Raw genomic sequence first — 25166 nt, forward strand, 5'->3', positions numbered from 1 at the left:
TTCCAGTGTCAGAGGGGGAGCCGCTTGCAATGGGCTTCCATATCTTGGAAGTCTAGACCAGAAGTGGTGAAAAAGACGTATTCGATGGAACCTTTAGAGCGGTGAAAAGTCACAGTTTGCGCACGGGATGGAACCCGCGGTTCGATGCGCTACAATGCCTGCCTCTTCGGCGCCGCGACCCAGGTCCGACAGCCCAAAAAATACTCATTCAGAAAACAGGAGCGAGCGTGGCTAGCGCTGATTTACGATCTCTTCAGGACTGGCTCAGCAGCCAGATTATCGGTCAACAACACCTGGTGGAACGCCTCATCATTGCCCTGCTGGCAGATGGACACCTCTTGGTAGAAGGCGCACCCGGGCTGGCCAAGACGCGGGCAGTCAAATGCCTTGCGGATGGTCTGGAAGGAGACTTCCAGCGCATCCAGTTCACGCCCGACCTGTTGCCGGGTGACGTCACCGGCACCGAGATATATCGTCCCCAGGAAGGATCTTTCCACTTCCAGCGCGGGCCCATATTTCACAATCTGGTATTGGCGGACGAAATCAACCGCGCGCCCGCAAAGGTGCAATCGGCGCTGCTTGAGGCCATGGCGGAACGCCAGGTCAGCGTGGGCTCTGAAACCTACGACTTGCCGCCGCTATTTCTGGTGATGGCCACCCAGAACCCGATCGAGCAGGAAGGCACATATCCGCTGCCGGAAGCTCAGCTCGATCGTTTCCTGCTGCATGTCAATGTGGACTACCCTGCCGCCGACGCCGAGCTCGAGATTCTGCGCCTCACCCGGCGTGAAGCCGGCCAGACCGAGGCTGCCAGCGCTCCGCCGGAACTGTCCCAGCAAAGTATTTTCCAGGCGCGCGAAGAACTTCTGGCACTGCACATGGCTGAGACGGTCGAGCAATATATCGTGCAGCTGGTGATTGCATCCCGCAATCCCGGCAACTACAGCGAGGAACTGGCTGCCTGGATAGCCTACGGCGGCAGCCCCAGGGCAACCATCGCCCTGGACCGCTGTGCCCGTGCCCACGCCTGGTTGGCCGGCCGCGATTTTGTCGGCCCCGACGACGTCCAGGCCATCGCCGGTGACGTTCTGCGCCACCGCCTGATCCTGACGTTTGAAGCCGAAGCAAATGGCGTGACCCCGGACCAGGTGATCCGCGAACTACTGACACTGGTGCCCGTGGCTTGAGCCAGCTGGGTGACATCACCGGCAAGGCCCGCGGCAGCTATGCCGATCTGGAGCAGTTGATTGCGCTGCGCTTCCCCGCACGCCAGTTACAACTGCTGCGCCGCAACCGCGCGCTGAGCGCCCTCGCCGGCGCCAACAAATCCAATTTCCGTGGCCGTGGCATCGACTTCGAAGAAGTCCGCCGCTACCAGGCCGGCGATGACATTCGCAACATCGACTGGCGCGTCACCGCCCGCACTGGCGCCGCCCACACCAAAATGTTCCGCGAGGAGCGCGAACGTCCCGTGATGCTACTGGTAGACCAACGCCAGGGCATGTTCTTTGGTTCACGCAACTGTTTCAAATCCGTACTGGCAGCGCACATATCCGCGCTGCTCACCTGGGCCGCACTGGAAGGCGGCGACAAGGTGGGAGGCCTCGTCTTTAATCGGCAGGGCCACCGCGAAATTCGGCCCCGACGCAGCCGGCGCACCGCGCTCGCCCTGCTCTCGGAAATTTGTAGCTACAACGCTAGCCTGCCCGTCCCGCCAGGCGAAGACGGCGCGACCCTGAGCGACACTCTGGCCAACTTGCGCCGGGTAACACGCCCCGGCAGCAACGTCTTTTTGATCAGTGATTTCCAGGGTATCGAAGACGAGCAGGCACGTGACCATCTGTTCCAGCTCGCCCAGCACACCCAGATTTCCGCCATCGTCTGTAGCGACCCGCTGGAGGCGAAATTACCGCGCGGCGGACGCTATGCGGTCACTGACGGCGAGCATCGCAGCGAACTCAACACCGCAGACCGGCATCTGCGCAAGGCCTACCGTGAAGCCTATGCCAAGCGGCAGGAGACTCTGGAAGACATCATGCAGCGGCTCGGTATCCCACTGATCGGGGCGAGCACCAGCGAATCTCCTTTCAGTGTGTTGCAAACCTACTTCGGCGAGGCGAGGGTGTGAACCCAAACGATCCACTCGCCGCACTCAATCCGCTGCGTGAGCCAGCGCCCATCAGCGCCTGGCCGTATGCCCCCGGGTGGTGGCTGCTCGCGGTGTTGCTGCTGACGGGCATCGCTGCTCTGCTCTGGGTGCTGGTGCAACGACGGCGCCGTAACTTGTATCGACGTCAGGGCCTCGCGGCACTGGCAGTGATAGAGCAGCGCTACGCCCAGATGAATGACCCGCTCACCTGTGTCTCTGACGTTAACCGGGTGCTCAAAACTGTCGCCCTGCACGCCTATCCCGATGAAAATGTGGCCGCGCTCCACGGCTACGAATGGGTGACGTTTCTCGAGACGAGAGCGGCCCGGGCTGTGACCTTTGATCCCGCATTCGCAGACTTCCACTATCGCAAACCCGGAACGGATTTTTCCGCGGACGCCTTGCTGCAACAGGCACAGACCTGGATTGCCCACCACAAGGTGAGTGCATGATAGAACTCCTGTGGCCATGGTTACTACTGCTCGCGCCGCTACCGCTGCTGGTGCGTGCACTCCTGCCCCCTGCCAGCGGCCAGGAACCCGCGCTCAGGGCGCCCTTTTTCAGTAGCTGGGAAGCTCTCAGTAAAGGCAGTGGCAAACGTCGCGGTGGCCCCGGCGCTATAACGCTGGTACTGGTGTGGCTTATCTGGGCGTTGTTATTGTTGGCGGCGTCCCGCCCGATGTGGATCGGAGACGCTATCGAGTTACCCAATAGCGGCCGCGACCTGATGATGGCCGTCGACATTTCCGGCTCCATGGAGACTGACGACATGGAAGTCAGCGGCAACCGTGTTTCTCGCTGGGAAGCCGTGCGCCAACTCGGCGCCAACTTTATCGACCAGCGCCGCGGCGATCGCCTGGGCCTCATTCTGTTCGGCAGCAACGCCTACGTGCAATCCCCACTGAGCTTCGATGGCGCGACCGTGAAACGCTTCTTGTTGGAGGCGCGAATAGGCTTCGCCGGCCAGGAAACCGCGATCGGCGACGCCATTGGCCTGGCGGTAAAACGGCTGAAAGAGCGTCCGGCCGAAAACCGGGTCCTCATTCTGCTCAGCGATGGCGAGGACACTGCCAGCTCAGTCCAGCCTCTGCAGGCCGCCAGACTCGCAGCCGATCTCGGCATCCGTATCTATACCATCGGTATTGGCGCCGACAAGATGACGGTGCCCGGTCTGTTCGGTTCCAGTTTCGGGTCTCGCCAGGTCAACCCCTCTCGTGGCCTTGATGAGGCCACGTTGGGGGAAATCGCCCAACTCACCGGCGGCCGCTATTTCCGCGCCCGCAATCCAGCGGACCTCGCCAATATTTATGCCGCGGTCGATGAGCTGGAACCCATAGAAGTTGAGAGCGCAAGCTACCGGCCACGCCAGGCGCTGGCCTATCTTCCACTGGGAGCAGCGCTCGCACTCAGTTTCTTGCTGGCCCTCACACGGGTATGGCGCCACTTCGGCTGGCGCAGCCATCCATTGGAGGAATCTGCGTGAGCTTCCACCTGATGCGCCCCGAATGGCTGTGGGCCCTGGCGCCCGCAGTTCTGCTCGCTCTGGCGCTCTGGCGCCGCAGCCGCAACGCCGGCAACTGGGAAAGTGTTATCGCCCCTGAGCTGCTCGAGTCACTGCTCGACGGGAAAGCTACGAGTGCCAAACGCAATCCGGCACCAGCAGTTCTCGCCGTCTGGCTGATCGCAGTCTTCGCCGCTGCCGGCCCCAGCTGGGAGAAAATCCCGCAGCCCGTGCACCAGACCGAAGACGCCCTGGTGGTCGCGCTGGACCTGAGCTATTCCATGATCGCCGCAGATCTGGAACCCTCGCGGATCGATCGCGCTCGACAGAAACTGCTCGACCTGCTGGCGCGACGCAAAGAGGGCCAGACCGGCTTGATTGCCTATGCAGGCGACCCGCATATCGTCACCCCGCTCACCGACGACACGCCTACTATTGCCAATCTGTTACCCGCGCTCCACCCCGAGATCATGCCACTACCCGGCAGCGATCCAGCTGCGGCGCTGGGCGAAGCTGTATCGCTGCTGCACTCCGCCGGCATCCGCGACGGCAAGGTCTTGCTGGTGACCGACAGCATCACTGCGCGTGACCAGCGCGCCATCGAGGACGTCCTTGAAGGCAGTGGCGCCAGCCTTGCCATCATGGGTGTGGGCACCGCCACCGGAGCGCCACTGCCCCTCCCCCGCGGCGGTTTCCTCAAGGACAGCAGTGGCGGCATTGTCATGCCTGGTCTTGAAGAAACCAACCTGCGCGCAGTGGCTGCCGCTACGGGTGGTCGCTATATGCGCATGCAGATTGACGACGGCGACCTGGACTATCTGCTGGCGGAAAACGAACTGAACCTCGCCACCCGAACAGCCGAGCTCGGCCGCACGGCAGACGCATGGGAAGACCAGGGCTACTGGCTTGTCGCAATGCTGTTGCTACCGGCGCTCGCGCTGTTTCGTCGGGGCTGGCTGCTCGGGCTTGCCCCACTGATCTTCCTGCCGGCCACGCCTGATGCCCATGCTGCTTTATGGGATGATCTCTGGCTCACTCGCGATCAACAGGGCCAGCGCGCACTGCAGGCTGAAGACCCTGAAGCAGCCTCCCGCTTGTTCGAAAATAAAGACTGGGCTGGCACTGCGGCTTATCGCAATAGCGACTACGAGCGCGCTGCGCAGGATTTTGCCAATGGCGACAGTGCGGATGCCTGGTACAACCGGGGTAATGCCCTGGCGCGCGCCGGCCAGCTCGAAGAAGCGGCATCGGCCTATCGTGAATCTCTCGCTCGCAACCCTGAGGCTGAGGACGCCCAGCAGAACCTCGATCTCGTAGAGCAGCTACAACAACAGCAAGAGCAGGAGCAACAGCAACAGGAACAGCAGTCCGGTGAAGATGGCGAACAAGACGACGCCAACCAGGATGCGCAGCAGGACTCACAGCAAGACCAGGGCGAGCAGCAGGAAGGCGAGCAACAACAGGGCGAATCACAGGACAGCGAAGGCAGCGAGGGCGAACCGCAGGAGCCCGCTGAACAGAACGAGCAAGCAGGCGAGCCGCAAGAGGGAGAGCAGCAAGAACAGCAGCCCGCTGAACCCGGCGACGAATTGATGGATATGGCGCAAGAGGCCGCCACCGACGACAACCTCGAACGCGACCAGGCCATGGAACAGTGGTTGCGGCGCGTTCCCGACGATCCCTCGGGCTTGTTGCGGGAAAAATTCAGGTACGAGAGCCGTAAGCGGCAGCAGCAAGGACAAGACAACGACAATGAAACGTACTGGTAATCTGGCGATCGCGGTGCTGGGTTTATTTCTGGCCCAGGTAGCACTCGCTAAAGTAGAAGCCACACTGGACCGCTATCAGGCGGCCCTGGGTGACACGCTAAGCCTGACGATAACCGTCACCGAGAACGACGAAAATCTGGCCGACATCGACACCGCTCAGGTCAGTCGTGACTTTGAGATCCTCAATAAGTCGACGCGCAGCAGCACGCAGATCATCAATGGCCAACGCACGCATGAGCGCCAGTTGATTCTGAATATTACCCCGCTGCGCACCGGCTCGCTTAGCATCGGTGCGTTCCGCAGTGGCAACAGTAGCAGTGCGCCCCTGACGATAGAGGTCAGCGAACCGGTTGAAATCGATCCCGGCGCCGAAACCGTGCTGTTTGAAGCCGAGCTCGACCGCGAATCAGTTTATGTGCAGGGCCAGTTGATTCTCACCTTGCGCTTGCAACAGGCCGTCAACCTAAATCAACGCAGTATCAGCGAGCTACAGCTGGACGACGCTTTCGTGCTGCCACTGGAACAACGCAGTTTCCAGCGCAATGCCGGCGGCAGGCCGTGGTTGGTGCACGAGGTGCGATATGCAATATTCCCCGAACAAAGCGGCACGCTGAGGATTCCCGCGCAGTCATTCAGTGCCCGGGAAGGCAGCCGCCTGCGCGGACGTCTGGTGCGCATGAATACGCCCGCGCTTTCAGTGGACGTTCTGCCGCGGCCCGCTAACTACCCGCTGGGAGCCACGTGGTTGCCAGCGCGAGATCTGAAAATCGAAGAACAATGGTCCAGCGACCCACAGCAGCTGACAGCGGGAAGCTCGATCACCCGCAGCATCCGTCTGGTCGCTGAGGGAATGCAGGGAGCCCAGTTGCCGCCTGTGGCGAGCACACCGGTCGACGGCATCAAGCTATTCCCTGACCAACCTGTGATCGGTGACAGCGAAATTGCCAGCGGTAAACGGGGCGTGCGCACTGACAGCGCGGCTCTCGTTGCGACTCGCGCAGGCTCGTTCACCCTGCCGGAGATTCGCATCCCCTGGTGGGACATCGAAGCCGAGCAATTGCGCTACGCCGTCGTGCCGGCTCGCACCATCGATGTCACCAGCAGCGGCTCCCCTGCCCTTGGCAACAGTGCTGCGACGAAGCCCTCCGCGCCCGTATCGGCAGATCAACAACGCGACCCCGCCAATCCGTTCTGGCAGTGGCTGGCGGCACTATGCGCAATCGGCTGGGCCACGACCGCACTGCTCTGGTGGCGCGCCCGCAAACCCTCCCAACCCGACGTGGCTGGCCACACAGACTCACCAAGGCTTGGTAAAAGCTACAAGAGCTTGCTGGCTGCCTGCAGTGCAAACCAGGCCAATCAGGCTCGCCACTGGCTGCAACAATGGGCAGGCGCAATCAATCCGGCGCTCGAGGGAAGCGCACTTGCTGATGTAGCGCGCCAGTTCGACGACGAGTTGTTAACGCAGGAAATCGCGCTACTGGATCAGCAACTCTACAGCGCTAACACTGGCGCATGGGATGGGTCAGTACTCGCACTGAGCGTGAAGCGCCTGCACAAAAGCAGAAAAAAAGGCGGCAAGGCCACCAACGACCTGCCGCCTCTTTACCCGGGAAAGTAACGTCCCGTTATTTTAGTGACTTACTAACCACTTCGAACACATCCGGGGATAGGCCGTCCAGCGCTGCCAACTGTTCCAACTCGGCGCGCATCAAGTCAGCGCGGCCACTGTAATAACGCCACTTGGTCAACGGCGCCAACAGCCGTGACGCGATTTGAGGGTTGATGGCATTGAGCTCTGCGACGATCTGACGCAACAGCCGATAACCCGTGCCATCAGCGCGATGGAAATTCACCGGATTCTGGCCGGCAAATGTACCCACCAGAGAACGCACCTTGTTGGGGTTTCGAATATCAAAATCAGGGTGCTCCATCAGATGACGCACACGAGCGACGGCCGCATCATCCGGCATAGTGGCCTGCAGCGCCAACCACTGATTGACGGCCAGAGTCTCGTGCCCCCAGTCCTTATAGAACTGCTCCATGGGCTGTTCCCAATCGGCACGCTTACCAAAATGGCTCAGCACCCGCAGTGCCGAAAGACGTTCGGTAATATTGTCGGCGGCGGAAAACTGCTCCTGGGCAAGCTCAAGCCCGCGCTCACCTGCTGCAGCAAGGTAAGTCAGACAGGTCGCGCGCAGGCTGCGTGCAGCAATCTGTGCACCGCTCGCCGCATAGGCTTCTTCTACCCTAAGTTCACGATAGCGTTGCTCCAGTGCCTGCGCACAATGTCCGCCAACCGCAGCCTGCACCGCACGACGCGCTGAGTGAATAGCGTCAACGTCAGCCGCTCCCTCACCCGCCAGTTCAGCCAAATAGTTCTCACTGGGCAAGGTTAGCATTTCGGCCAACATCGCCGGATCGAGTGACGGGTCCTGCAGCAGTTGGATACTCGCCTGGAGGAACAATGGATCCACAACAGGCTCGCCGCCGCTGGCAAGCTGCTGCTGAACTTCTGCAATCACGCCCACTGCCAGAGTCTGGGCGCTATCCCAACGTACGAAGCCATCGTCATCACCGCTCATCAGGCGGCACAGGTCTTCGCGGCTGTAATCAAAATCCAGACGCACTGGCGCGGAGAAACCGCGCAACAGTGAAGGAACCGGTTTTTCCGGCAAGCCAGTGAAGACAAAATCCTGCTGCTGTTGGTCAACCATCAACACGGTGTGTGTGTTGTCCTCCAGCTCAGGGTCTGGCTCTTCACCCTCAAGCTGCAAGCGCAGGTTACCCGCGTCGCCGAGCAAGCCTATGCCCAGCGGGATAACAAACGGCTTTTTCTCAGCCTGACCGGGTGTGGGTGGGCAGCTTTGCGCCACGCTGAGCGTATAGGCTCCCGCGTCCTCGTCCCAACTCTCGCTTACCGCCAGGCGCGGTGTGCCGGCCTGGGAATACCAGTTGCGGAACTGACTGAGGTCCTTGCCGCTGGCCTCTTCCATCGCCAATACAAAGTCTTCACAAGTCACTGCCTGGCCGTCGTGACGTTCGAAATAAAGATCGGAACCTGCCCGGAACGCGTCCGGCCCCAGCAGGGTATGAATCATGCGAACCACTTCCGCACCCTTTTCGTAAACGGTCAGGGTGTAGAAATTGTTGATTTCGATGTAGGACTCCGGGCGAACCGGATGAGCCATCGGGCCCGCGTCTTCAGCGAACTGGGCGCTGCGCAACAAGGTCACATCCTCGACTCTTTTCACTGTGCGTGAACCCATGTCCGAGGAAAACTCGGCATCGCGAAATACAGTGAAGCCCTCCTTTAAACTCAACTGGAACCAGTCGCGACAAGTGACCCGGTTGCCGGACCAGTTGTGAAAGTACTCATGGGCCACAATAGCTTCGACACGCTGATAACCAACATCCGTTGTGGTATCAGGATCGCAGAGAACACAGGACGTATTGAATATATTGAGGCTCTTGTTTTCCATCGCCCCCATATTGAAGTCATCCACCGCGACCACGTTGAAAATATCCAGATCATACTCGCGACCAAAGCGCTCTTCGTCCCAACGCATGGAGCGCTGCAGTGAATCCATGGCGTGGCCGCACTTGTCTATGTCTTTCTCCTCGACATATATGCGCAGGGTGACGTCGCGGCCACTGCAGGTGACAAAGCTGTCCTCAACATGCTCCAACTGCCCCGCCACTAGCGCGAACAGATAGCTTGGCTTGGGGAATGGATCGTGCCACACGACACGGGTGTCACCGCTGGGCAGAAGCGTGGTCTCTTCGAGGTTGCCGTTGGACAGCAGTACCGGATAGCGCGACGCATCAGCATCAATGGTGACAGTGAATACGCTCATGACATCCGGGCGATCGAGGTAGTACGTGATCTTGCGAAAACCCTCGGCCTCACATTGAGTGCAGAACATAGTCTGGGAACGATACAGCCCTTCCAATGATGTGTTGAGCTGGGGCTGTATGCGCGTGACACAGGAAAGCAGGCACTGCTCGGGAAGGTCGCGCAATAGCAGAGAAGCCTCGCGCAGTTCATACCTGTCCGCCTCCAGGATTTCACCATCGAGACGAATTTCCACCAGCTCCAGATCCTGGCCGTCCAGCTCAAGTTCGCCGCTGCTACTACCCTCGGTGTTGCGCAGCAGATGCAGCTTCGACGTTACGATAGTGTCTTCCTCGCCGAGGAGGAAGTGAAGTTCTGTACGATTGACCAGGTAACCTGGGGGCTGGTAATCCTTCAGATGAATGGTGCCGGGGGTTGCGTCTCGCATGTTTAGTCTCAGTCGATTTGCGCTACTTCAAGATGGTAACCGGCGTACTTGCGCATATTAATCACACCGGTGTCGAATATCAGGTACTGGCCTTTGATGCCCTGAAGCGTGCCTTCAACCAGTGGAGCCTTATCCAGATTAAAAGACTTCACCTTGCTCGGGTGCTCCAGCACGGGGTAGCTGATACGGGTTTCTTCCGCACCCTCTAATTCCGTGATTGCTTGCAAGCCATAGCGTTCGCGCAACTGGGCCAGTTCTGCCGCGCAATCGGCTGTCAGTTGCTGCCGGCGCTGCTCGAGGTCCACCGGTTCAGCATCGCCCTTGAGCATGGCCTGCCAACTGGTTTTGTCCGCAACATGGGATTTGAACGCAGTTTCGACCAGCCCTGACTGCAGCCTAGTGCTCACTCTAAAGATCGGTTGTGCCTGTGTAGCCCCCTGGTCCATCCAACGCGTTGGCACCTGACTATGGCGCGTGATACCCACTTTTACGCCAGAGGTATTGGACAGATACACGATATGATCGATCAGGCAGTTCTCCTCGCCCCAGGCGGGTTCGCGGCAGGTGCCCGCGTCATAGTGGCACTTTTCTGGAGACACAATGCAGCTATCGCACTGCGCCAGGCGCTTGAAACAGGGGTAGCAAAAGCCCTGACTGAAACTCTTGTTGGTTTTGCGATCGCAGGCGATGCAGTTAATTTGCCCCGCATAGGATAGAGACAGCGTCTTGCCCAGCAAGTCATTCATGGGCAGCTTGGTATCGCCGAGTGGCAGCTTGTACTGCACCTGTTCAGCGAGTTCGGTTTTCATCTTGCGCACCGCACCGGCGGCCAGGGTCTGGGGCACGTTGTTCTCCTACTTCCAGTTAAGTGGGGTTTCAGTAGGGTCGTCGCAGTCGTCCCCATCCTTGTGCCCTTTATCGATAAAACCAACCCTTTCCTCGGCCGGCAGGTGCTGTTCGCCCCAGGCGATAACCGCCTGCATTGCGTTGGCGCGCTGCTCGGGAGTAACCGGGTTGCCATCGGGCCATTTGCCAAGCTCTACGGCCCGACGGAGGTTGGTATACAACTCCGGGGTCATATTCTCGATCATTTGTTGGTAATCCATGGGGAATTCCGCGCAATTCGTGGAGAGGTGGGGGATTATACTCTCCGGCGGCCCATAGAAAAACGCCCCGCGGTCGCGGGACGCCTGATTTTGTTATTTCAGGGGCAGACGGTTTCCCGATTACCCTTAATAACGCCGCGGAACCAGTCCAGCAGATTTTCTTCCTTGAAGTCGGAGAATTCTCCCGCGTCCATAAACATGCCGTGATCCGGACAGACCTCGTACCAGATATGCTTTTGCTTGGCGTCCGAAGTCAACTCCATGTGCTTGCCACAACGTGGGCAGTCGATATCGACGCGACTGTCCCACTTCCATCCTTCTTTTGAAGACCCTGTATCGACGACGGCGCTTTCCGGCAGGCTCTTGAGCTGTTGTGCTTCGTCCGCGTCGAACCAGAGGCCCTGACAATTACTGCAACGATCAATCGTGACGCCTTCGTGAGTAACCTCCTCCATGCCGTGCCGGCACTTGGGGCACTTCAGGCTGTGTACTGATGCATCGTGTTCCATGGCTGAGCCTCTGTTATGTCTCCTGCTTCCAGTATAGCCACGTCGAGGCTATCAGCAAGAGCGGCAGCAGACGTACCCGAAAGACGCTCAAGCCCGCCTGGCAAGCACCCCGAGCAGTGCGCCCAATGCTGCACCAGCCAACAGCCCACCAAGGTGCGCTGCATTGGCTATAGATCCCATGCCAAGCCCCTCCAGTACCCCAAGGTAACCGGCGACGAGCCAGCCAACCATGAAGACCATGATGGCGGGAGGTGGCTGGATATCCCAGCGTGATTGCAGCAGCGGCGCCACCCAGGCAAAGCCCAGCAAGCCATACACCACACCGGAAAGTCCGCCAAAGATGGAAGGGCCGCTACTGAAGTACTGGAGACAATTCGACACGAGTGCAATCGCAAGAATCAGCCCTATCTGGTTAACCGGACCCAAAACTCGCTCCGTGCGCCGGCCAAACTCCCAGACCCAGAGACAGTTGAAAATAATATGCAACCAGCCGAAATGGAGGAAGATAGGGCTGATCAAACGCCAGTACTGTTGTCCCATCTCGTAAAAAACAATCTGGCCAGCCACGATATCCACGGGCAGGAACGTCAACCAGGGAATCAGCCCCTGCATTCCCGCTACGTCGATAAGCAGAAATACAACTATGGCAATCACAGCGAAGACGGCTGTCACAGGCCCCTGACGCCAATTGATGGACGGTGCGCGGGCCTGAACCCGATTGCCCCGCTCCACCGAGATGGTGACCTCCTCGGCCCGCCACGCTCGATACAGCTCCCGCACAGGCGCTACATTATTCTCAGCAAACACGGTGAGGATCTGCCTGCCCTCTTCCTCATAAATTCGGTGCGGCACACCCCGGCTGCGCAGCAGCGCAGTCAGCGGCAACAGATCTTCCTCGACCGAAACGTCGAGCACGTCAAAGGTATCAGCCATCAATCGACCAGCGCGTTGCCCCAGCGCAGCTTGTCGCGGCAACTGGCGTAGAAGCTGTGACCCACAGGGTGCAACAGACGCAACGAATACGGCTTCTTGCGGATGAGCACAGCATCGCCCGGACGCGCGGTCATGTTTTCCTGACCATCGCAGGTCACGGGGGGATGGATTCGATTGCGCGCGAGTATGTCCACGCGAATCTCACTCGAGCCATCCACCACGATCGGCCGGCTACTGAGCGCATGGGGGAACATGGGGACCAACACTATCGCATCCAGCGATGGATGCATGATCGGGCCACCTCCAGAGAGTGAATACGCGGTGGAGCCGGTAGGAGAAGAGACGATCAGCCCGTCGGCGCGCTGGCGGTAAACAAAGGTGTTATCGATACTGAGCTCGATTTCGATCATCTGCGCTGATGCGCCGGAGTTCACCACGACATCGTTGAGCGCGTCAGCCCGAGCCACGACCTCGCCGTCGCGCAAGACATGGGCGTCCAGGAGAAAGCGATTCTCTTCGTCGAACTGCCCGTCCAGCACTTGAGGAATCTGGTCGGCGATAAGATCCGGCGTAATATCTGTGAGAAAACCGAGGCGACCGCGATTTACGCCCAGTACCGGTGTACCGTACTTGGCCAGGGTGCGCGCGGCACCCAGCAGGCTGCCATCACCACCTGAGACGATCACCAGGTCTGCCCACTGGCCGATCTCATCAGGAGTGCCCAGGCCAACACCATGATCGGGCACCAACTCTGCCAGACGATCCTGCAGCATGACCTCGTGGCCGCGAGAGCCCAACAAAGCCAGCAGTTCTTGTAACACGGGGCCGAGGCCATCTTGCTGACTGCGGCCTACCAGCCCAACCTTGTCAAACATTGCCTAAGGTCCGTAATAGTGAGGGCTGTTATTATAGCCACATGATCACCCTCGCCCACAAGCCACTGCTGTCCCTTACCCATACGGCGGTGCGAGATCTCGCCTGGGCCTGTTTCTCGACCCCGATCATTGAATGCTGCGACCTGCAGTGGGAAGGCCCACCTGCCGCCAACTGTCAGCTGGGCCTAAGCTCGCAGCGAATGGCCTGGCTGGAAGCCCTCGACCGGCAGCCAGATGCCCTCGAAGCGCACCTGGCAGACGCCAAGAGCGCCCGTCTGGGGCTGTATGTTGAATCCTTATGGCATTTTTTCCTGACACAGGACCCGCTGGTTGACCTGCTGTCCACCAATCTGGCAGTGCGCGAGGGTGGCCGTACCATCGGCGAATTCGACGTCCTCTACTACTGCCACCAGCGTCGACGGCACGTACATCTCGAGCTCGCAGTAAAGTTCTATCTGTGCTCGCCAGGCCTGGACGGCAGCGAATGGCGGCATTGGCTGGGGCCCAATAGACGCGATCGACTGGATTTAAAACTGGACCGTTTGATCCAGCACCAGCTTGCGCTTTCTGCTCGCCCTGAGTCCGCTCCCTTGCTAGCCGAACTGGGCATCGACAATCCGCTGCGGGAGATGGAGATCAAGGGCCGCCTGTTTGCACAGAATCCTGACGTCTCGAAAAAGCCGCCTGGCTGGCCCGCGAACAAGAACATGGACTGCTATCTTCGCGCCCACAGCAGCGACTTGGCGGCAAGCATTCCCGCCGGCGGTCAGCCTCTTGAACGGCGTCAATGGCTTGCTCCTGTGGATGCAAGCTCCCTTCCCCAACGGGAAGACAAGGACCGCGGGGACAGAGCGTTTGTGGCTGCAGAGTTCGACCGCGCAGGCCGGGAGAAGCGGCGCTACTTTGTCGTTCCGCCAGACTGGCCTGACTCGGCCGAGCCATCGAGCCAGGGGTAACCCCGCCGGCCCTGTAGCCCCCCGGTGTGCACCAACAGGAGCTCTTCAGTATCAGCCCAGTGTTGTTCACACAACATACGGTAGGCCGCGTAAAACATTTTTGCCGTGTAAACCGGCTCGAGGCGTATCGACTGGGCTGCTTCAAATGCCAGTAGAAAATCCCGTAGTTCGCGATTGACGCGGGCGAAGCCACCACAGTGGAAGTCGTGCAGGATGCTCCAGTCGACGCGAGCAGCTTGCGCCGCGTCCTTCAGGATTGAAGAGATAGTTGCACCCAGGTCGGAAGCGCCCCGCAGTGCGGAAACACCGTGCAGCACAGTGCCAGGGGCTAATCCGGCGGCAAGACCTGCCAGGGTCGCTCCACTACCTACTGGCACCAGAACACGGTCAAATTTTTCGCCGCGGGCATTAATAGCATCGGCGATATGCATACACCCTCGCACCGCTTCAGCATTGGCACCGCCTTCGGGGAGGATGGCACAGGGGCCGAATCGCTGGGCAAGCTCGCGCTGGAACTCTACTTCATGGCGCCGCTTATAGTCGCTACGGGTAATTTTCACTATCTGCATTCCCCAGCGCCGGGCATCATCAAGCATCGCTGTTTGAACCTCGCCCCCGCGCACCACCCCGATAGTTTCGAGCCCGTGTTCGGCGCCCACAGCCGCCAGCGCATGAAGATGATTGGACCAGGCGCCGCCGAAACTGAGCACGCGAGACTCACCGCTCTGTTGCAGCTTTTGCAGGTTGTAGCGCAGTTTGAATACCTTGTTGCCCGGGGCATTCCCACCCAACTGATCCAGGCGCAACACGGTGATATTGCCCATAGCCTGGCCAAGAACCGGCAGCTGATTAAGGCGATAGAATGGAAGCTCAGGGGTTGCGTGCATCTCGCGTATTGTGCCTGTATTCTATGTTCGGAAACACGCAAAAAAAACTAAAGGAGCAAGCATGTTGAACAGATTTTTCCTTTCCGCCGCTACCCTGGCATTGGTCAGTGCCTGCTCGGGCACACCCCCAACTGTACAGACGGGCGAAGACGCTGAAGTGATCGGCGATAACCTGCACCGGGTCGACAACTCCCGTGCCGATGCGGCCTATATCGATCCGCAGGCTGACTTCAGCAAGTACACCAAGATACTGCTAAGGCCACTGGGCGTCGACAACGTTGAGATCGTCCAGCCCGACCGAACCACCAGTGCAGTCAATCGTCGCGACTGGGAACTCACCGACAAAGATCGCGAGTCACTGCAACAGATCTACCACGACGCCATGGTGAAACAGCTGCAGGAAAAAGGAGACTTTGAAATTGTAGCGGCACCAGCGGACGACGTTCTGGAAATCGGCGCAATCATCACCGGTATCGCGCCATCCGCGGCGAAAGACGACGGCCAGTCGCGCACTGTCGGGCGCAGCTATGTTGTTACTGAAGGCGCGGGCGCTATCGCAGTGGCTGTGGCTTTTGGCGATTCAGAAACCGGAGAAATTCTTGCACTGATCAAAGATTCACGCACAAGTTCCACTCACTGGGGGCTAAACAACAGCGTCAGCAATAGAGCGGATGTTCAGCGGGTATTTACCAGTTGGGCGATGCAGATCAACACCTCACTGGCAAAGATTACCGGCAAAACCGAGTAATAACCGCCTCGATTGTGGCCCCGAGCCGGGGCCACCCTCACAAACCCACGTTATTTTTTGCCAACACCTGTTCCGCGCGATAGCTGGAACGAACAAATACACCTGACACCACTTCCATAAAGCCTTTCTCAAGGCCCCACTGACGGTATTGCTCGAACTCCTCAGGGGTCACGTAGCGGGCGATGGGATAGTGATTGCTCGTTGGCTGCAGGTACTGCCCGAAGGTGAGTATGTCTACTTTGGCCGCTCGCAGATCGTCCATGCACTCGAGAATCTCTGCCTCGGTTTCCCCCAACCCCAGCATCAGGCTGGTCTTGGTCAACACATCCGGGCGATAGGCCTTGGCGTGTGCGAGCACCTCTATCGTCTGCTCATAACTCGCGCGGGGATCGCGCACTGGGTGGGTCAGGCGCCTGACCGTTTCCACGTTCTGGGCGAACACTTCGATACCAGAGTCCACCACTGTTTCAACGTCGGCAAGCACACCGAGAAAATCTGGCGTAAGCGCCTCAACCGCCGTCTCCGGGTTGGCTGTTTTTACCTGCCGCACGCAGTCAGCGTAGTGCCCCGCCCCACCGTCCGGCAGATCATCACGATTGACCGATGTCAGCACAATGTACTTGAGCCCCATCAATTGCACAGACCGCGCCGTATTGGCAGGCTCTTCAGGGTCGAGCCAACCTCTGGGGTTGCCGGTATTGACCGAGCAGAACTGGCATGCCCGGGTGCATACGTCACCCATCAGCATGATGGTTGCAGTACCCGAACTCCAGCACTCGCTCATATTCGGGCACTTGGCCTCTTCACAAACGGTGGCCAGCTTGTGTTCATGCACAATGGCAGTGACCTTGTCGTAAGTCTGACCACCCTTGACCTTGATTCTCAGCCAGTCCGGCTTGGCCAGGCGCTCAGTATCGCTAGAGCTGGCCTTGATGCCGTCCTTGATGGCCTTAATTCCCCGCGCATTAACGAATTTTTCGCCACTACTCACCTGGGTGGCGGGAATGATGTTGTCGTTTTCAGACATGCTGGATGCTCGGGATTCACAAGTTGAGGCCGATTATACCTCAGAGCGGCAAGAATATTGAGCCAGCGCAAAGTGACATGCCGCGAATACGATCTAGAATAAAGCTGTCGCCAACGGAGCCCAACCATGTCATCGATCAGCAACCGCTGGCCCGCCCGAATGGATGTGCTGCAAAGCGCGAGTGGCCTGCTGCTTGTGTTGTTCGTCTGGGCACACATGTTCTTCGAATCCAGCATCCTGCTCGGCAAGGATGCGATGCTCTGGGTTACCAGAATGTTCGAAGGTGAGCCGATCCTGGGCAAGCCCTACCCTGTCCTGGTGTCATTGGTCGCACTGTTCATACTCACTCTGCTGGTCGTTCACGCCATTCTTGCACTGCGCAAGTTCCCCGCAAACTACCGCCAGTACAGCCAGCTCCACCGCCACCTCGGACAACTGCGACACGGTGACTCCACGTTATGGTATGTCCAGGTCATCACAGGCTTCGCATTATTTTTTCTCGCCGTTGGCCATGTTGTGATGGTGCTGTTACAACCGGACAATATCGGCCCTTATGCGTCATCAGACAGAATCTGGACAGGCCGGTTCTGGATTCTCTACGCCCTGCTGTTACCGGTAGTCCATATCCACGCCGCAATCGGTATCTATCGCCTGAGCATGAAATGGGGCGTTTTCCCCAGCGAGCGCCACGGTCTGTGGCGCGGACGCATAAAACTCGCGCTCTACTGTATCTTCGCTTTCTACCTGTGTCTGGGGACCGCATCTCTGGCGACCTATATGCAGATTGGCTACGAGCACGCCGATCAGGCCGGCGAGCGCTATCGGCCGGTGGGGGCGCACTGATGGAAATAATCTACACCGACGTACTCGTCATCGGCGGGGGCCTCGCCGGGCAACGGGCTGCCATAGGGGCGCGGCGCCGCGGCCTCGATGTCACCATACTCAGCCTCGTGCCGGCCAAACGCTCGCACTCGGCAGCGGCGCAGGGCGGGATGCAGGCGAGCCTGGGCAATTGCCTCGGGGGTTCGGGAGACAACGAAGACCTGCATTTTGCCGACACCGTGCGCGGCTCCGACTGGGGCGCCGACCAGGAAGTCGTCAGAATGTTCACCCATACAGCGCCCAAGGCCATTCGCGAAATGGCCGCCTGGGGGGTGCCCTGGAGTCGGGTGCGCCAGGGACCTCACTCAATCACTGAGGATGGAGAACAAAAGACGATCACCGAGCCCGCAGCAGCTCACGGCCTGATCGACAGTCGCAATTTTGGCGGCACGGCCAAGTGGCGCGCCTGCTATGTCGCCGATGGTACGGGCCACGCGATGCTTTACGCTATGAGCAATCAGGCGATAGCCGCCGGTATTCCGGTGCATGAAAGACTCGAAGCGATCGCCCTGATTTGCGATGGCGAGCGTTGCTGTGGCGCCGTGGTCCGCAACTTGATGACCGGGGCACTTAGCGCCTACATGGCCCGGGCGACCTGTATTGCAACGGGCGGCTTTGGCCGTATTTATCGGGTTTCAACCAACGCTGTGATCAATGAGGGTATGGGTGCTGCCATTGCCCTGGAAACCGGTATCGCCCGGCTGGGCAATATGGAGGCAGTGCAGTTTCATCCGACCGGTATCTTTCCGGCGGGCATCCTGGTGACTGAAGGCTGTCGCGGCGACGGTGGCTTGTTGCTCGACGGCGCTGAACATCGCTTCATGCCGGGGTACGAACCGGAGAAGCGCGAGCTCGCTTCTCGCGATGTAGTGTCGCGCCGCATGGAAGAACACATCGCCGCGGGCCACGGCGCTACCACTCGATTCGGCGATCACCTGTGGCTCGACATTCGCCTGCTTGGCGCCGAACATATCGATGGCAAGCTGCGCGAGGTCAAAGAAATCTGCCAGTATTTTCTCGGCATAGATCCAAGCCGCGAGCTTATCCCTGTGCGACCCGCCCAACATTATTCCATGGGCGGAATCAGAACCGATCACAACTGCCATAGCAGGGAATTGCGCGGGCTATTCGCCGTCGGCGAGGCCGCCTGCTGGGACATGCACGGATTCAATCGTCTGGGCGGAAACTCGGTCGCAGAGACCGTCGTGGCAGGCATGATCGCCGGTGAATCCATCGCCGATTTTTGCGCTTCAGCGGACGGCTCAATTCAACTTGCAACCAACCTGGCTAACGACGCACTGAGCGCACAGGCGGCGCAGCTGACGGCCATCGCAGACAGTACTGGCAATGAAAGCGCCGTAGAACTCACCAAACTGATGCAGGAAACCATGACCGACAAGGTCGGCATATTTCGCCGCGGCGAATCACTGCAACAGGCAGTGCAGACACTGCTTGAACTACAGCGCCGCAGTGCGGGGGTTCGATTGCGTAGCAGCGCTTCAGGTGCAAACCCGGAATTGGTAGCGGCCTATCGCCTGCCTCGAATGCTCAAGCTGGCCCTGTGCGTCACCCACGGCGCCCTCATGCGCTGCGAGAGTCGCGGTGCGCACTACCGCGAGGATTACCCGCAACGGGATGACGCCCAGTGGTTGCGGCGGACCCTCGCGTCCTGGCCCGATGCGGACGATACATTGCCCACCCTCGACTACGAAGCGCTCGATATACACCGCATGGAGCTGCCGCCTGGGTGGCGTGGCTACGGCACCAAAGACAGCATCGATCACCCTTCGACTGCCATACGCGAAACCGAGATTGCCCAGCTGATTGCCAACTATCCTGAAGCGGATCGCTACCAGCGCCAGAACCTCCTGATGCCCTTCCACCACCTTCTTCCTCCCGGATTCCGCGGCCGCAACCAACGGCTTGAGGACACTGAATGAACACCATCCCTCTCAACCAGGCTCGCACGCTCACCCTGCGTATCCTCCGGCACAACCCAACGGATCCTGACAGCGAGCCTCGACTACAGGATTTCCAGGTTGAGGAGACCGACGCCATGACCTTGTTTGTGGCACTGAACATCGTGCGCGAAGAACAGGACCCGAGCCTTCAGTTCGATTTTGTCTGTCGCGCCGGCATTTGCGGCAGCTGCGGGATGCTGATCAATGGCCGTCCAGCCCTCGCCTGCCGCACACTGACCCGAGACCTTGGCGACACGGTCGTGCTTGCGCCGCTGCCTGGGTTCGCCTTGATAGGCGACCTCTCAGTGGACACGGGCAAGTGGATGCGCGGAATGTCTGAACGTCTCGAAACGTGGATTCACGCCGAGGGTTTAGAGACAAAAAACCTCGACGCGATTGAAGACGCGATGGATCCAGAACTCGCAGAACAACTCTATGAACTAGAACGCTGCATTGAATGCGGCTGCTGTGTTGCAGCCTGCGGCACCATGCAAATGCGCGAGGAATTTGTCGGCGCGGTGGGTCTGAACCAGATCGCCCGCTTTCAGTTGGACCCGAGGGATACACGCAGCGACAGCGATTACTACGAATTGATCGGCGACGACTCCGGTGTTTTCGGGTGCATGACTTTGCTGGGCTGCGACGACATGTGCCCCAAGCAATTGCCCCTGGCGACCCAGATCGCCTTTCTGCGCAGGCGGATGGCCGCCGTCTGAAGAAAGCCGTAGAATGCGCGGCATGCGTGGAACCAATACCGTCGTAGATCCTGATACTCCAACCAACTGGCGAATCGTCAAACACCTGCTGCCGTACCTGCTCGAGTCGAAGTATCGAGTCGGCCTGGCCCTGGCCTGTCTGATAGCAGCCAAAGGGGCGATCCTGCTCATCCCCTTTTTGCTCAAGCACCTCGTCGACGCCCTGGAACAAGGTGGCCCGGGGCTCACTATTTCACTGCTATCGGGCCTGGTATTGGCCTACGGTGGCGCGCGCTTCGCCAACGTATTTTTCGGCGAGCTACGCGACACAATTTTTGGCCGGGTGACGGAAAACGCGATGCGCAGAATCGGCCTGCAGGTGTTTCGTCACGTGCACTCGCTGGACCTTAAATATCACGTTGAACGCCGCACCGGCGGACTGGCCCGAGACATAGAACGAGGCACAACCGGCATCAGTTTCCTGATGCGATTTTTCGTTTTCAACATCGCCCCCACGCTGTTCGAAATCGCAATGGTGGTGGGCATTCTGCTGTTTAATTACGGCCCCGGTTTCGCGGTCATCACCCTCATAGCGGTCATTTTCTATGGCCTGTTTACCGTCCGCGCAACAGATTGGCGGACCCAGTTCGTGCGTGAGATGAACGAGGCAGATTCTGCCAGCAATACGCGCGCCGTGGACAGCCTGCTCAATTTTGAAACAGTCAAATACTTCACCAACGAGGCGTTCGAAGCACAGCGCTACGACAAAGAACTAGCAGCATGGGAGCAGGCCCGCCGTCGCAATCGTCTCTCACTATTTGGCCTGAATGGCGGTCAGGCGTTTATCATCGCCGTGGCGCAGACGGCGATGATCGGCCTCGCAGCGTGGCAGGTGAGCGACGGCATTCTCACCCTCGGTGATTTCATCCTGATAAACCAGTTTATGATCCAGCTGTTTATGCCGCTGGGTTTTCTCGGCTTCGTGTTCCGTGAAATCAAGGGCTCCATGGCCAACATTGAGAAACTGTTCGAGCTGCTTGCAATCCGACCGCGCATCCAGGACCGACCGGGGGCGTCAGAGTTGGCGCTGCAGGCCGGGCATATTCGTTTCGACCGTGTGGCCTTCGCCTACGACGAGCAGCGCCAGATTCTCAAGGATGTGAGTTTTGATATCAGCCCGGGTGAGAAGGTGGCAGTTGTCGGTGCGAGTGGCTCGGGCAAATCCACTCTGGTCAAATTGTTGTTCCGCTTCTACGACCCGGACAGTGGCTCGATCACGATCGATGGCCAGGATATCAGCGCCGTGAGCCAACACAGCCTCCGCCAGGCCATCGGCATCGTCCCCCAGGACACCGTGCTGTTCAATGACACTATTCGCGAGAACATCCGCTACGGTGATCCCGAGGCCAGCGAAAGCGATGTCGATGAAGCCATTCGACTCGCGCATCTCGAAACCTTTATCGCCCAGCTGCCCGACGGCGACAACACCCTCGTAGGCGAGCGCGGCCTCAAGCTGTCCGGCGGTGAAAAGCAGCGCGTGTCCATTGCTCGCACCATCCTCAAACGCCCGCCTATCCTGGTCTTCGATGAAGCTACCTCCTCCCTCGATTCCCGCTCCGAGCGAGCCATCCTGGAGGCCCTGGCGCAGATATCCGAAGGCCACACCAGTCTGGTGATAGCTCACCGCCTCTCAACCATCATCGATGCTGACAGGATCATCGTGCTCCATCTCGGCGAGATTTCGGAGAGCGGCACCCACGAGGCATTGCTCGAGCGAGATGGCCGCTATGCGCGCCTTTGGCGCGCACAGCAACGCAAGCAAGATGGCGAATAGTTACAGCGCTTGCGGTGAACTGCCGCTGGTTTGAGATGAATTGCGCCGCCCAGGGTGGCAATGCCCGTATAATGGCGCCATGAATACGAATACTCTTCTCAAAGATAAGCGCACCCTATTCTGGACTCTGCAGTTCGCAGGCTGGAGCGGATGGGCCATGTCCTTCTACCTCGGCGTGATCATGTGGGGCAGCCCACCTCAGAACTATCTATGGTACCTGCCGCTGATCGCCACCATCGGCATGGGCCTCAGCCTCGTACTGCGCGGAATTTATCGCTACATGTGGGAAATGGACCTGCCGCGGCGAATTGTCGCCATCGTCGCAGGCTCCTACGGTGCCGGGTTGGTCTGGATGGCTTGCCGAGGTACGATTTTCTACAACATGTTCCCCACAGAGCGCAAGACGTCTGAGCGGGGCGGCATGGAGTTTTTGTCCTATTTCGACGGTGCCATTTCCGCTTTCTGGGTCATGCTGGTCTGGAGCGCCCTCTATTTCGGGATCAAGAACTATCTCCAGGCCCAGGCTGAAAAAGAACGCAGCCTCAAAGCCCTGTCCATGGCCCACGAGGCGCAGCTGAAAATGCTGCAATACCAGCTCAACCCACACTTCCTGTTCAACACCTTGAACGCAATATCCACCCTCGTCCTGGACAAGAACAATGAACTGGCCAATGTGATGGTCACTCGCCTCAGCCGCTTCCTGCGCTACACCCTGGACAATGACCCAATGCAGAAAGTGACCGTATCCGAGGAGGTTGAAGCGCTAAAACTCTACCTGGACATCGAAAAAGTCCGCTTCGACGAACGCCTGCAACTGCGTTTTAACATTCAGCCAGAGGCCAGCGGTGCGATGATGCCCTCACTGCTTCTCCAGCCATTGGTGGAGAATTCCATCAAGTATGCAATTGCGCACGCGATCAATGGCGGCTATATAAGTGTTAACGCCCGCGTCGAGCCAGACACTCTGGTACTGGAAGTAGCAGATGACGGCCCGGGGCTGGATGTCAACAATGGTGTCTCGACCAACGGCGGCGGTGTTGGCCTGTCGAACTGCCGTGAACGTCTCAATGAGATCTACCATGAGCGCCAGTCCTTCACGCTAGGCAAGACGGAACCACATGGCCTGACCATCACCATCAGGATACCTCTCGAATACGGCAAGGAAGTTCAATGAACAATCTTCGCGCGATCATCGTTGACGACGAATCTCTGGCCCGCCGCGGCCTGTCGCTACGACTCCAGCAAATCCCCCAGGTAGACGTCATTGCGGAGTGCGCCAACGGAGCTGAAGCACTGGCGGCGATTGCCAAGGAAAGTCCCGACCTGGTCTTTCTCGACATCCAGATGCCTGGCATTGACGGTTTCGAGGTTGTACGCCAGCTGCAGACCGACAACATGCCCATGGTGATTTTCGTCACTGCTTTCGACCAGTACGCCGTGGAAGCTTTCAAGGTTCACGCGGTGGACTACGTCCTCAAGCCAATCGATGACGACCGCCTGCACGAGGCGATTGATCGCGCAGTCGCACACCACAGCCAGGAGCAGTCCGAACTGACCAAGCAGCGCCTGATGGAGCTCATGATGGGCATGACTGGCGCCACCGCGAGCTCTATCGAGGAGATGGCCAAGGGCGAATCCGCGGCCCAACAGTGGCCTGAAAAACTGGTGATAAAGGATGGCAGCGACATTCACCTGATCAAGGCCCAGGATATTCACTGGATCGACGCGGCTGGAGACTACATGTGCATTCACGCCGGCGGCGACACCCACATCATGCGAATCACGATGAAGGAACTGGAAGCGATGTTAAATCCAGCCCAATTCCTGCGCATTCACCGCTCTACCATTATCAACACAAACTACATCAGTGGCGCCCAGACGCTGGGCAACGGTGAATACATGCTGGCGCTGGAAGGCGACACCCAGCTCAAGGTCAGCCGCGGCTTCCGCGACCGGGTGAAAGAACTTCTTAGCGCCTGATCGAGCTGCTCTGAGAGCGTCAGTTCAGCTGGTGTAAAACCAGGCTCGTACCCGCGCGGCCAGTCACGTCGATCACACAATCGCTCCAGCCAGTGGGAATGGTCCAGGGCTCTTGAGAGGGATAGCGCAGGGGCATTTCCGAGGTACCACAAACCAGAAATACTCCACCGACGCGTCCGCGCACATCCGAAATGGAGAAGCGTGAGCGCGACAGACCGATCTTCAAAGACCCGGGACCGTCGCGAAACAGTGGCAACAATTCTCCGCGCACGGTGATATCAGCGACATTCTGCAACGAGCTCAAGGATTCGCTATAACGCCGGGCCGCATCATTCACCGCATCCGATCCACGGCCCAGTTGCTGCATATCGTCGAGGGTGCCCCCCGCATCTGCCAGCATGCCGCGATTAAGCTGCAAGGTCACGACACGATTGAGCACCTGCAGGTACTGATCCGTGGGCATGTAGCGATTTTTGAAGTTGTTATCGATGGCGAGGTTCTGAAATTCGACCACGCGCGTGAGATGTTGCAGTTCCGCCGCCTCGTCCTTCCAGCGGCTCGCAAGCGAGGCCGCGAGTATCTGGAACTTCACTTCCTCCAGGGCATTGCGGCCGGGGTAATTCTTGAGCTCGGCAGCAATATCAAAAGCCCCGTCGTAGTTTTCCTCTGAATAGAGCGCCCAGGCCTCGCGATACTTGTCCGCAAATGCCGCAGACATGATGCGCGGCTTGTCCAGAATCCAGGTATAGACCACAGGGTCAGCAGAAACCTTGACCGGCATACCGCTACGTGAAGCAGGCTCGAAGCGCATGGAGCGTATCTGCGCGAGCACAGCCTGCTCCACTGCGACGACACCATTGGAGCTCTGGATCGTGGCGTTGATTACACTGCCGGTATGGTCGATATCATAGGTGTACACCAGCCAGGCGTCTTGCTGGAAGGTGCTGTCGAGTTGAATGGTCGAATTCGCCGGGTCCAGATTTCGCGGCGGCACAAAATTACTCCAGGCAGGTGCCGCCAGGCTGAACAGGATCACTGCAAACAGTGGCAGCGCGCGGAAACGGATCATCT

General features: G+C 59.0%; 23 protein-coding genes. 14 read left to right on the forward strand and 9 right to left on the reverse strand.

All coding sequences use genetic code 11. The annotated features are described in order from the left end of the window. The first annotated feature begins 227 nt into the window (after positions 1-227). Genes EY643_RS12385 through EY643_RS12410 form a run of 6 tightly spaced genes read left to right on the forward strand, consistent with a single transcriptional unit; the run spans position 228 to position 7040 of the window. On the forward strand, positions 228-1187 hold the full coding sequence (locus EY643_RS12385; protein WP_153239535.1) for an AAA family ATPase: 960 nt from the start codon (positions 228-230) through the stop codon (positions 1185-1187). Then, positions 1184-2128, forward strand: coding sequence for a DUF58 domain-containing protein (locus tag EY643_RS12390; RefSeq protein WP_240732691.1), 945 nt, complete (start codon positions 1184-1186; stop codon positions 2126-2128). The genes EY643_RS12385 and EY643_RS12390 overlap by 4 nt, the downstream gene beginning before the upstream one ends. Further along, positions 2125-2601, forward strand: a complete 477-nt coding sequence (locus EY643_RS12395) for a DUF4381 domain-containing protein (RefSeq protein WP_170287385.1) — start codon at positions 2125-2127, stop codon at positions 2599-2601. The genes EY643_RS12390 and EY643_RS12395 overlap by 4 nt, the downstream gene beginning before the upstream one ends. Beyond that, on the forward strand, positions 2598-3632 hold the full coding sequence (locus EY643_RS12400) for a VWA domain-containing protein (RefSeq protein ID WP_153239537.1): 1035 nt from the start codon (positions 2598-2600) through the stop codon (positions 3630-3632). The genes EY643_RS12395 and EY643_RS12400 overlap by 4 nt, the downstream gene beginning before the upstream one ends. Continuing rightward, positions 3629-5419, forward strand: a complete 1791-nt coding sequence (locus EY643_RS12405; RefSeq protein ID WP_240732692.1) for a VWA domain-containing protein — start codon at positions 3629-3631, stop codon at positions 5417-5419. Before EY643_RS12400 ends, EY643_RS12405 begins: the two co-directional genes overlap by 4 nt. Beyond that, a complete protein-coding gene (locus EY643_RS12410; RefSeq protein ID WP_153239538.1) occupies positions 5403-7040 on the forward strand; it encodes a BatD family protein in 1638 nt (545 codons plus the stop codon). Before EY643_RS12405 ends, EY643_RS12410 begins: the two co-directional genes overlap by 17 nt. Before the next feature lie 7 nt (positions 7041-7047). Here EY643_RS12410 and pepN read toward each other — a convergent pair whose 3' ends face one another. The 6 genes from pepN to EY643_RS12440 form a co-directional block, all read right to left on the reverse strand. Continuing rightward, complete coding sequence (gene pepN / locus EY643_RS12415; RefSeq protein WP_153239539.1) at positions 7048-9702, reverse strand: aminopeptidase N; 2655 nt, start codon at positions 9700-9702, stop codon at positions 7048-7050. 8 nt (positions 9703-9710) lie between these two features. Further along, a complete protein-coding gene (locus EY643_RS12420) occupies positions 9711-10547 on the reverse strand; it encodes a DUF2797 domain-containing protein (RefSeq protein WP_240732693.1) in 837 nt (278 codons plus the stop codon). 9 nt (positions 10548-10556) lie between these two features. Further along, positions 10557-10808 carry a YeaC family protein gene (locus EY643_RS12425; protein WP_153239540.1) on the reverse strand — a complete coding sequence of 84 codons (252 nt, stop codon included), beginning with the start codon at positions 10806-10808 and terminating at the stop codon, positions 10557-10559. Positions 10809-10906: 98 nt separating this feature from the next. Next, a complete protein-coding gene (locus tag EY643_RS12430; RefSeq protein ID WP_153239541.1) occupies positions 10907-11317 on the reverse strand; it encodes a zf-TFIIB domain-containing protein in 411 nt (136 codons plus the stop codon). An 87-nt stretch (positions 11318-11404) separates the two neighbouring features. Next, the gene (locus EY643_RS12435) at positions 11405-12250 is read right to left on the reverse strand and encodes a rhomboid family intramembrane serine protease (RefSeq protein WP_153239542.1); all 846 of its coding nucleotides are present in this window, start codon (positions 12248-12250) and stop codon (positions 11405-11407) included. Then, positions 12250-13125, reverse strand: coding sequence for an NAD(+) kinase (locus EY643_RS12440; protein ID WP_153239543.1), 876 nt, complete (start codon positions 13123-13125; stop codon positions 12250-12252). The genes EY643_RS12435 and EY643_RS12440 overlap by 1 nt, the downstream gene beginning before the upstream one ends. 41 nt (positions 13126-13166) lie before the next feature. On the opposite strand from EY643_RS12440, the gene EY643_RS12445 reads away from it, so the two are divergent. After that, complete coding sequence (locus EY643_RS12445) at positions 13167-14081, forward strand: DUF1853 family protein (protein WP_153239544.1); 915 nt, start codon at positions 13167-13169, stop codon at positions 14079-14081. Here the strand turns inward: EY643_RS12445 and EY643_RS12450 are convergent. Further along, complete coding sequence (locus EY643_RS12450; RefSeq protein WP_153239545.1) at positions 14024-14968, reverse strand: 1-aminocyclopropane-1-carboxylate deaminase/D-cysteine desulfhydrase; 945 nt, start codon at positions 14966-14968, stop codon at positions 14024-14026. The two genes, EY643_RS12445 and EY643_RS12450, sit on opposite strands and share 58 nt — an antisense overlap. 61 nt (positions 14969-15029) lie before the next feature. On the opposite strand from EY643_RS12450, the gene EY643_RS12455 reads away from it, so the two are divergent. Continuing rightward, positions 15030-15716: a DUF3313 family protein gene (locus EY643_RS12455; RefSeq protein ID WP_153239546.1), complete on the forward strand. Its 687-nt coding sequence runs from the start codon at positions 15030-15032 to the stop codon at positions 15714-15716. Positions 15717-15753: 37 nt separating this feature from the next. Here EY643_RS12455 and lipA read toward each other — a convergent pair whose 3' ends face one another. Then, a complete protein-coding gene (gene lipA, locus EY643_RS12460) occupies positions 15754-16743 on the reverse strand; it encodes a lipoyl synthase (RefSeq protein ID WP_153239547.1) in 990 nt (329 codons plus the stop codon). Between the two features lie 126 nt (positions 16744-16869). Between lipA and EY643_RS12465 the strand changes: the two genes are divergently transcribed. From EY643_RS12465 to EY643_RS12490, 6 genes are all read left to right on the forward strand, one after another. Then, on the forward strand, positions 16870-17586 hold the full coding sequence (locus tag EY643_RS12465) for a fumarate reductase cytochrome b subunit (RefSeq protein WP_153239548.1): 717 nt from the start codon (positions 16870-16872) through the stop codon (positions 17584-17586). After that, the gene (locus tag EY643_RS12470; protein WP_153239549.1) at positions 17586-19565 is read left to right on the forward strand and encodes a fumarate reductase flavoprotein subunit; all 1980 of its coding nucleotides are present in this window, start codon (positions 17586-17588) and stop codon (positions 19563-19565) included. Before EY643_RS12465 ends, EY643_RS12470 begins: the two co-directional genes overlap by 1 nt. After that, a complete protein-coding gene (locus EY643_RS12475; RefSeq protein ID WP_153239550.1) occupies positions 19562-20302 on the forward strand; it encodes a fumarate reductase iron-sulfur subunit in 741 nt (246 codons plus the stop codon). The genes EY643_RS12470 and EY643_RS12475 overlap by 4 nt, the downstream gene beginning before the upstream one ends. A 22-nt stretch (positions 20303-20324) precedes the next feature. Continuing rightward, the gene (locus EY643_RS12480) at positions 20325-22115 is read left to right on the forward strand and encodes an ABCB family ABC transporter ATP-binding protein/permease (RefSeq protein ID WP_240732694.1); all 1791 of its coding nucleotides are present in this window, start codon (positions 20325-20327) and stop codon (positions 22113-22115) included. A gap of 79 nt (positions 22116-22194) precedes the next feature. Then, entirely contained in the window at positions 22195-23289 is a 1095-nt protein-coding gene (locus tag EY643_RS12485; RefSeq protein ID WP_153239552.1) for a sensor histidine kinase, read from the forward strand. Next, positions 23286-24095, forward strand: a complete 810-nt coding sequence (locus EY643_RS12490) for a LytR/AlgR family response regulator transcription factor (RefSeq protein WP_153239553.1) — start codon at positions 23286-23288, stop codon at positions 24093-24095. The genes EY643_RS12485 and EY643_RS12490 overlap by 4 nt, the downstream gene beginning before the upstream one ends. 19 nt (positions 24096-24114) lie before the next feature. Here EY643_RS12490 and EY643_RS12495 read toward each other — a convergent pair whose 3' ends face one another. Then, positions 24115-25164, reverse strand: a complete 1050-nt coding sequence (locus EY643_RS12495) for an energy transducer TonB (protein WP_153239554.1) — start codon at positions 25162-25164, stop codon at positions 24115-24117. Between the last annotated feature and the right edge of the window lie 2 nt (positions 25165-25166).

The sequence above is a fragment of the Halioglobus maricola genome, from assembly GCF_009388985.1.
Taxonomy (GTDB): Bacteria; Pseudomonadota; Gammaproteobacteria; order Pseudomonadales; family Halieaceae; genus Halioglobus; species Halioglobus maricola.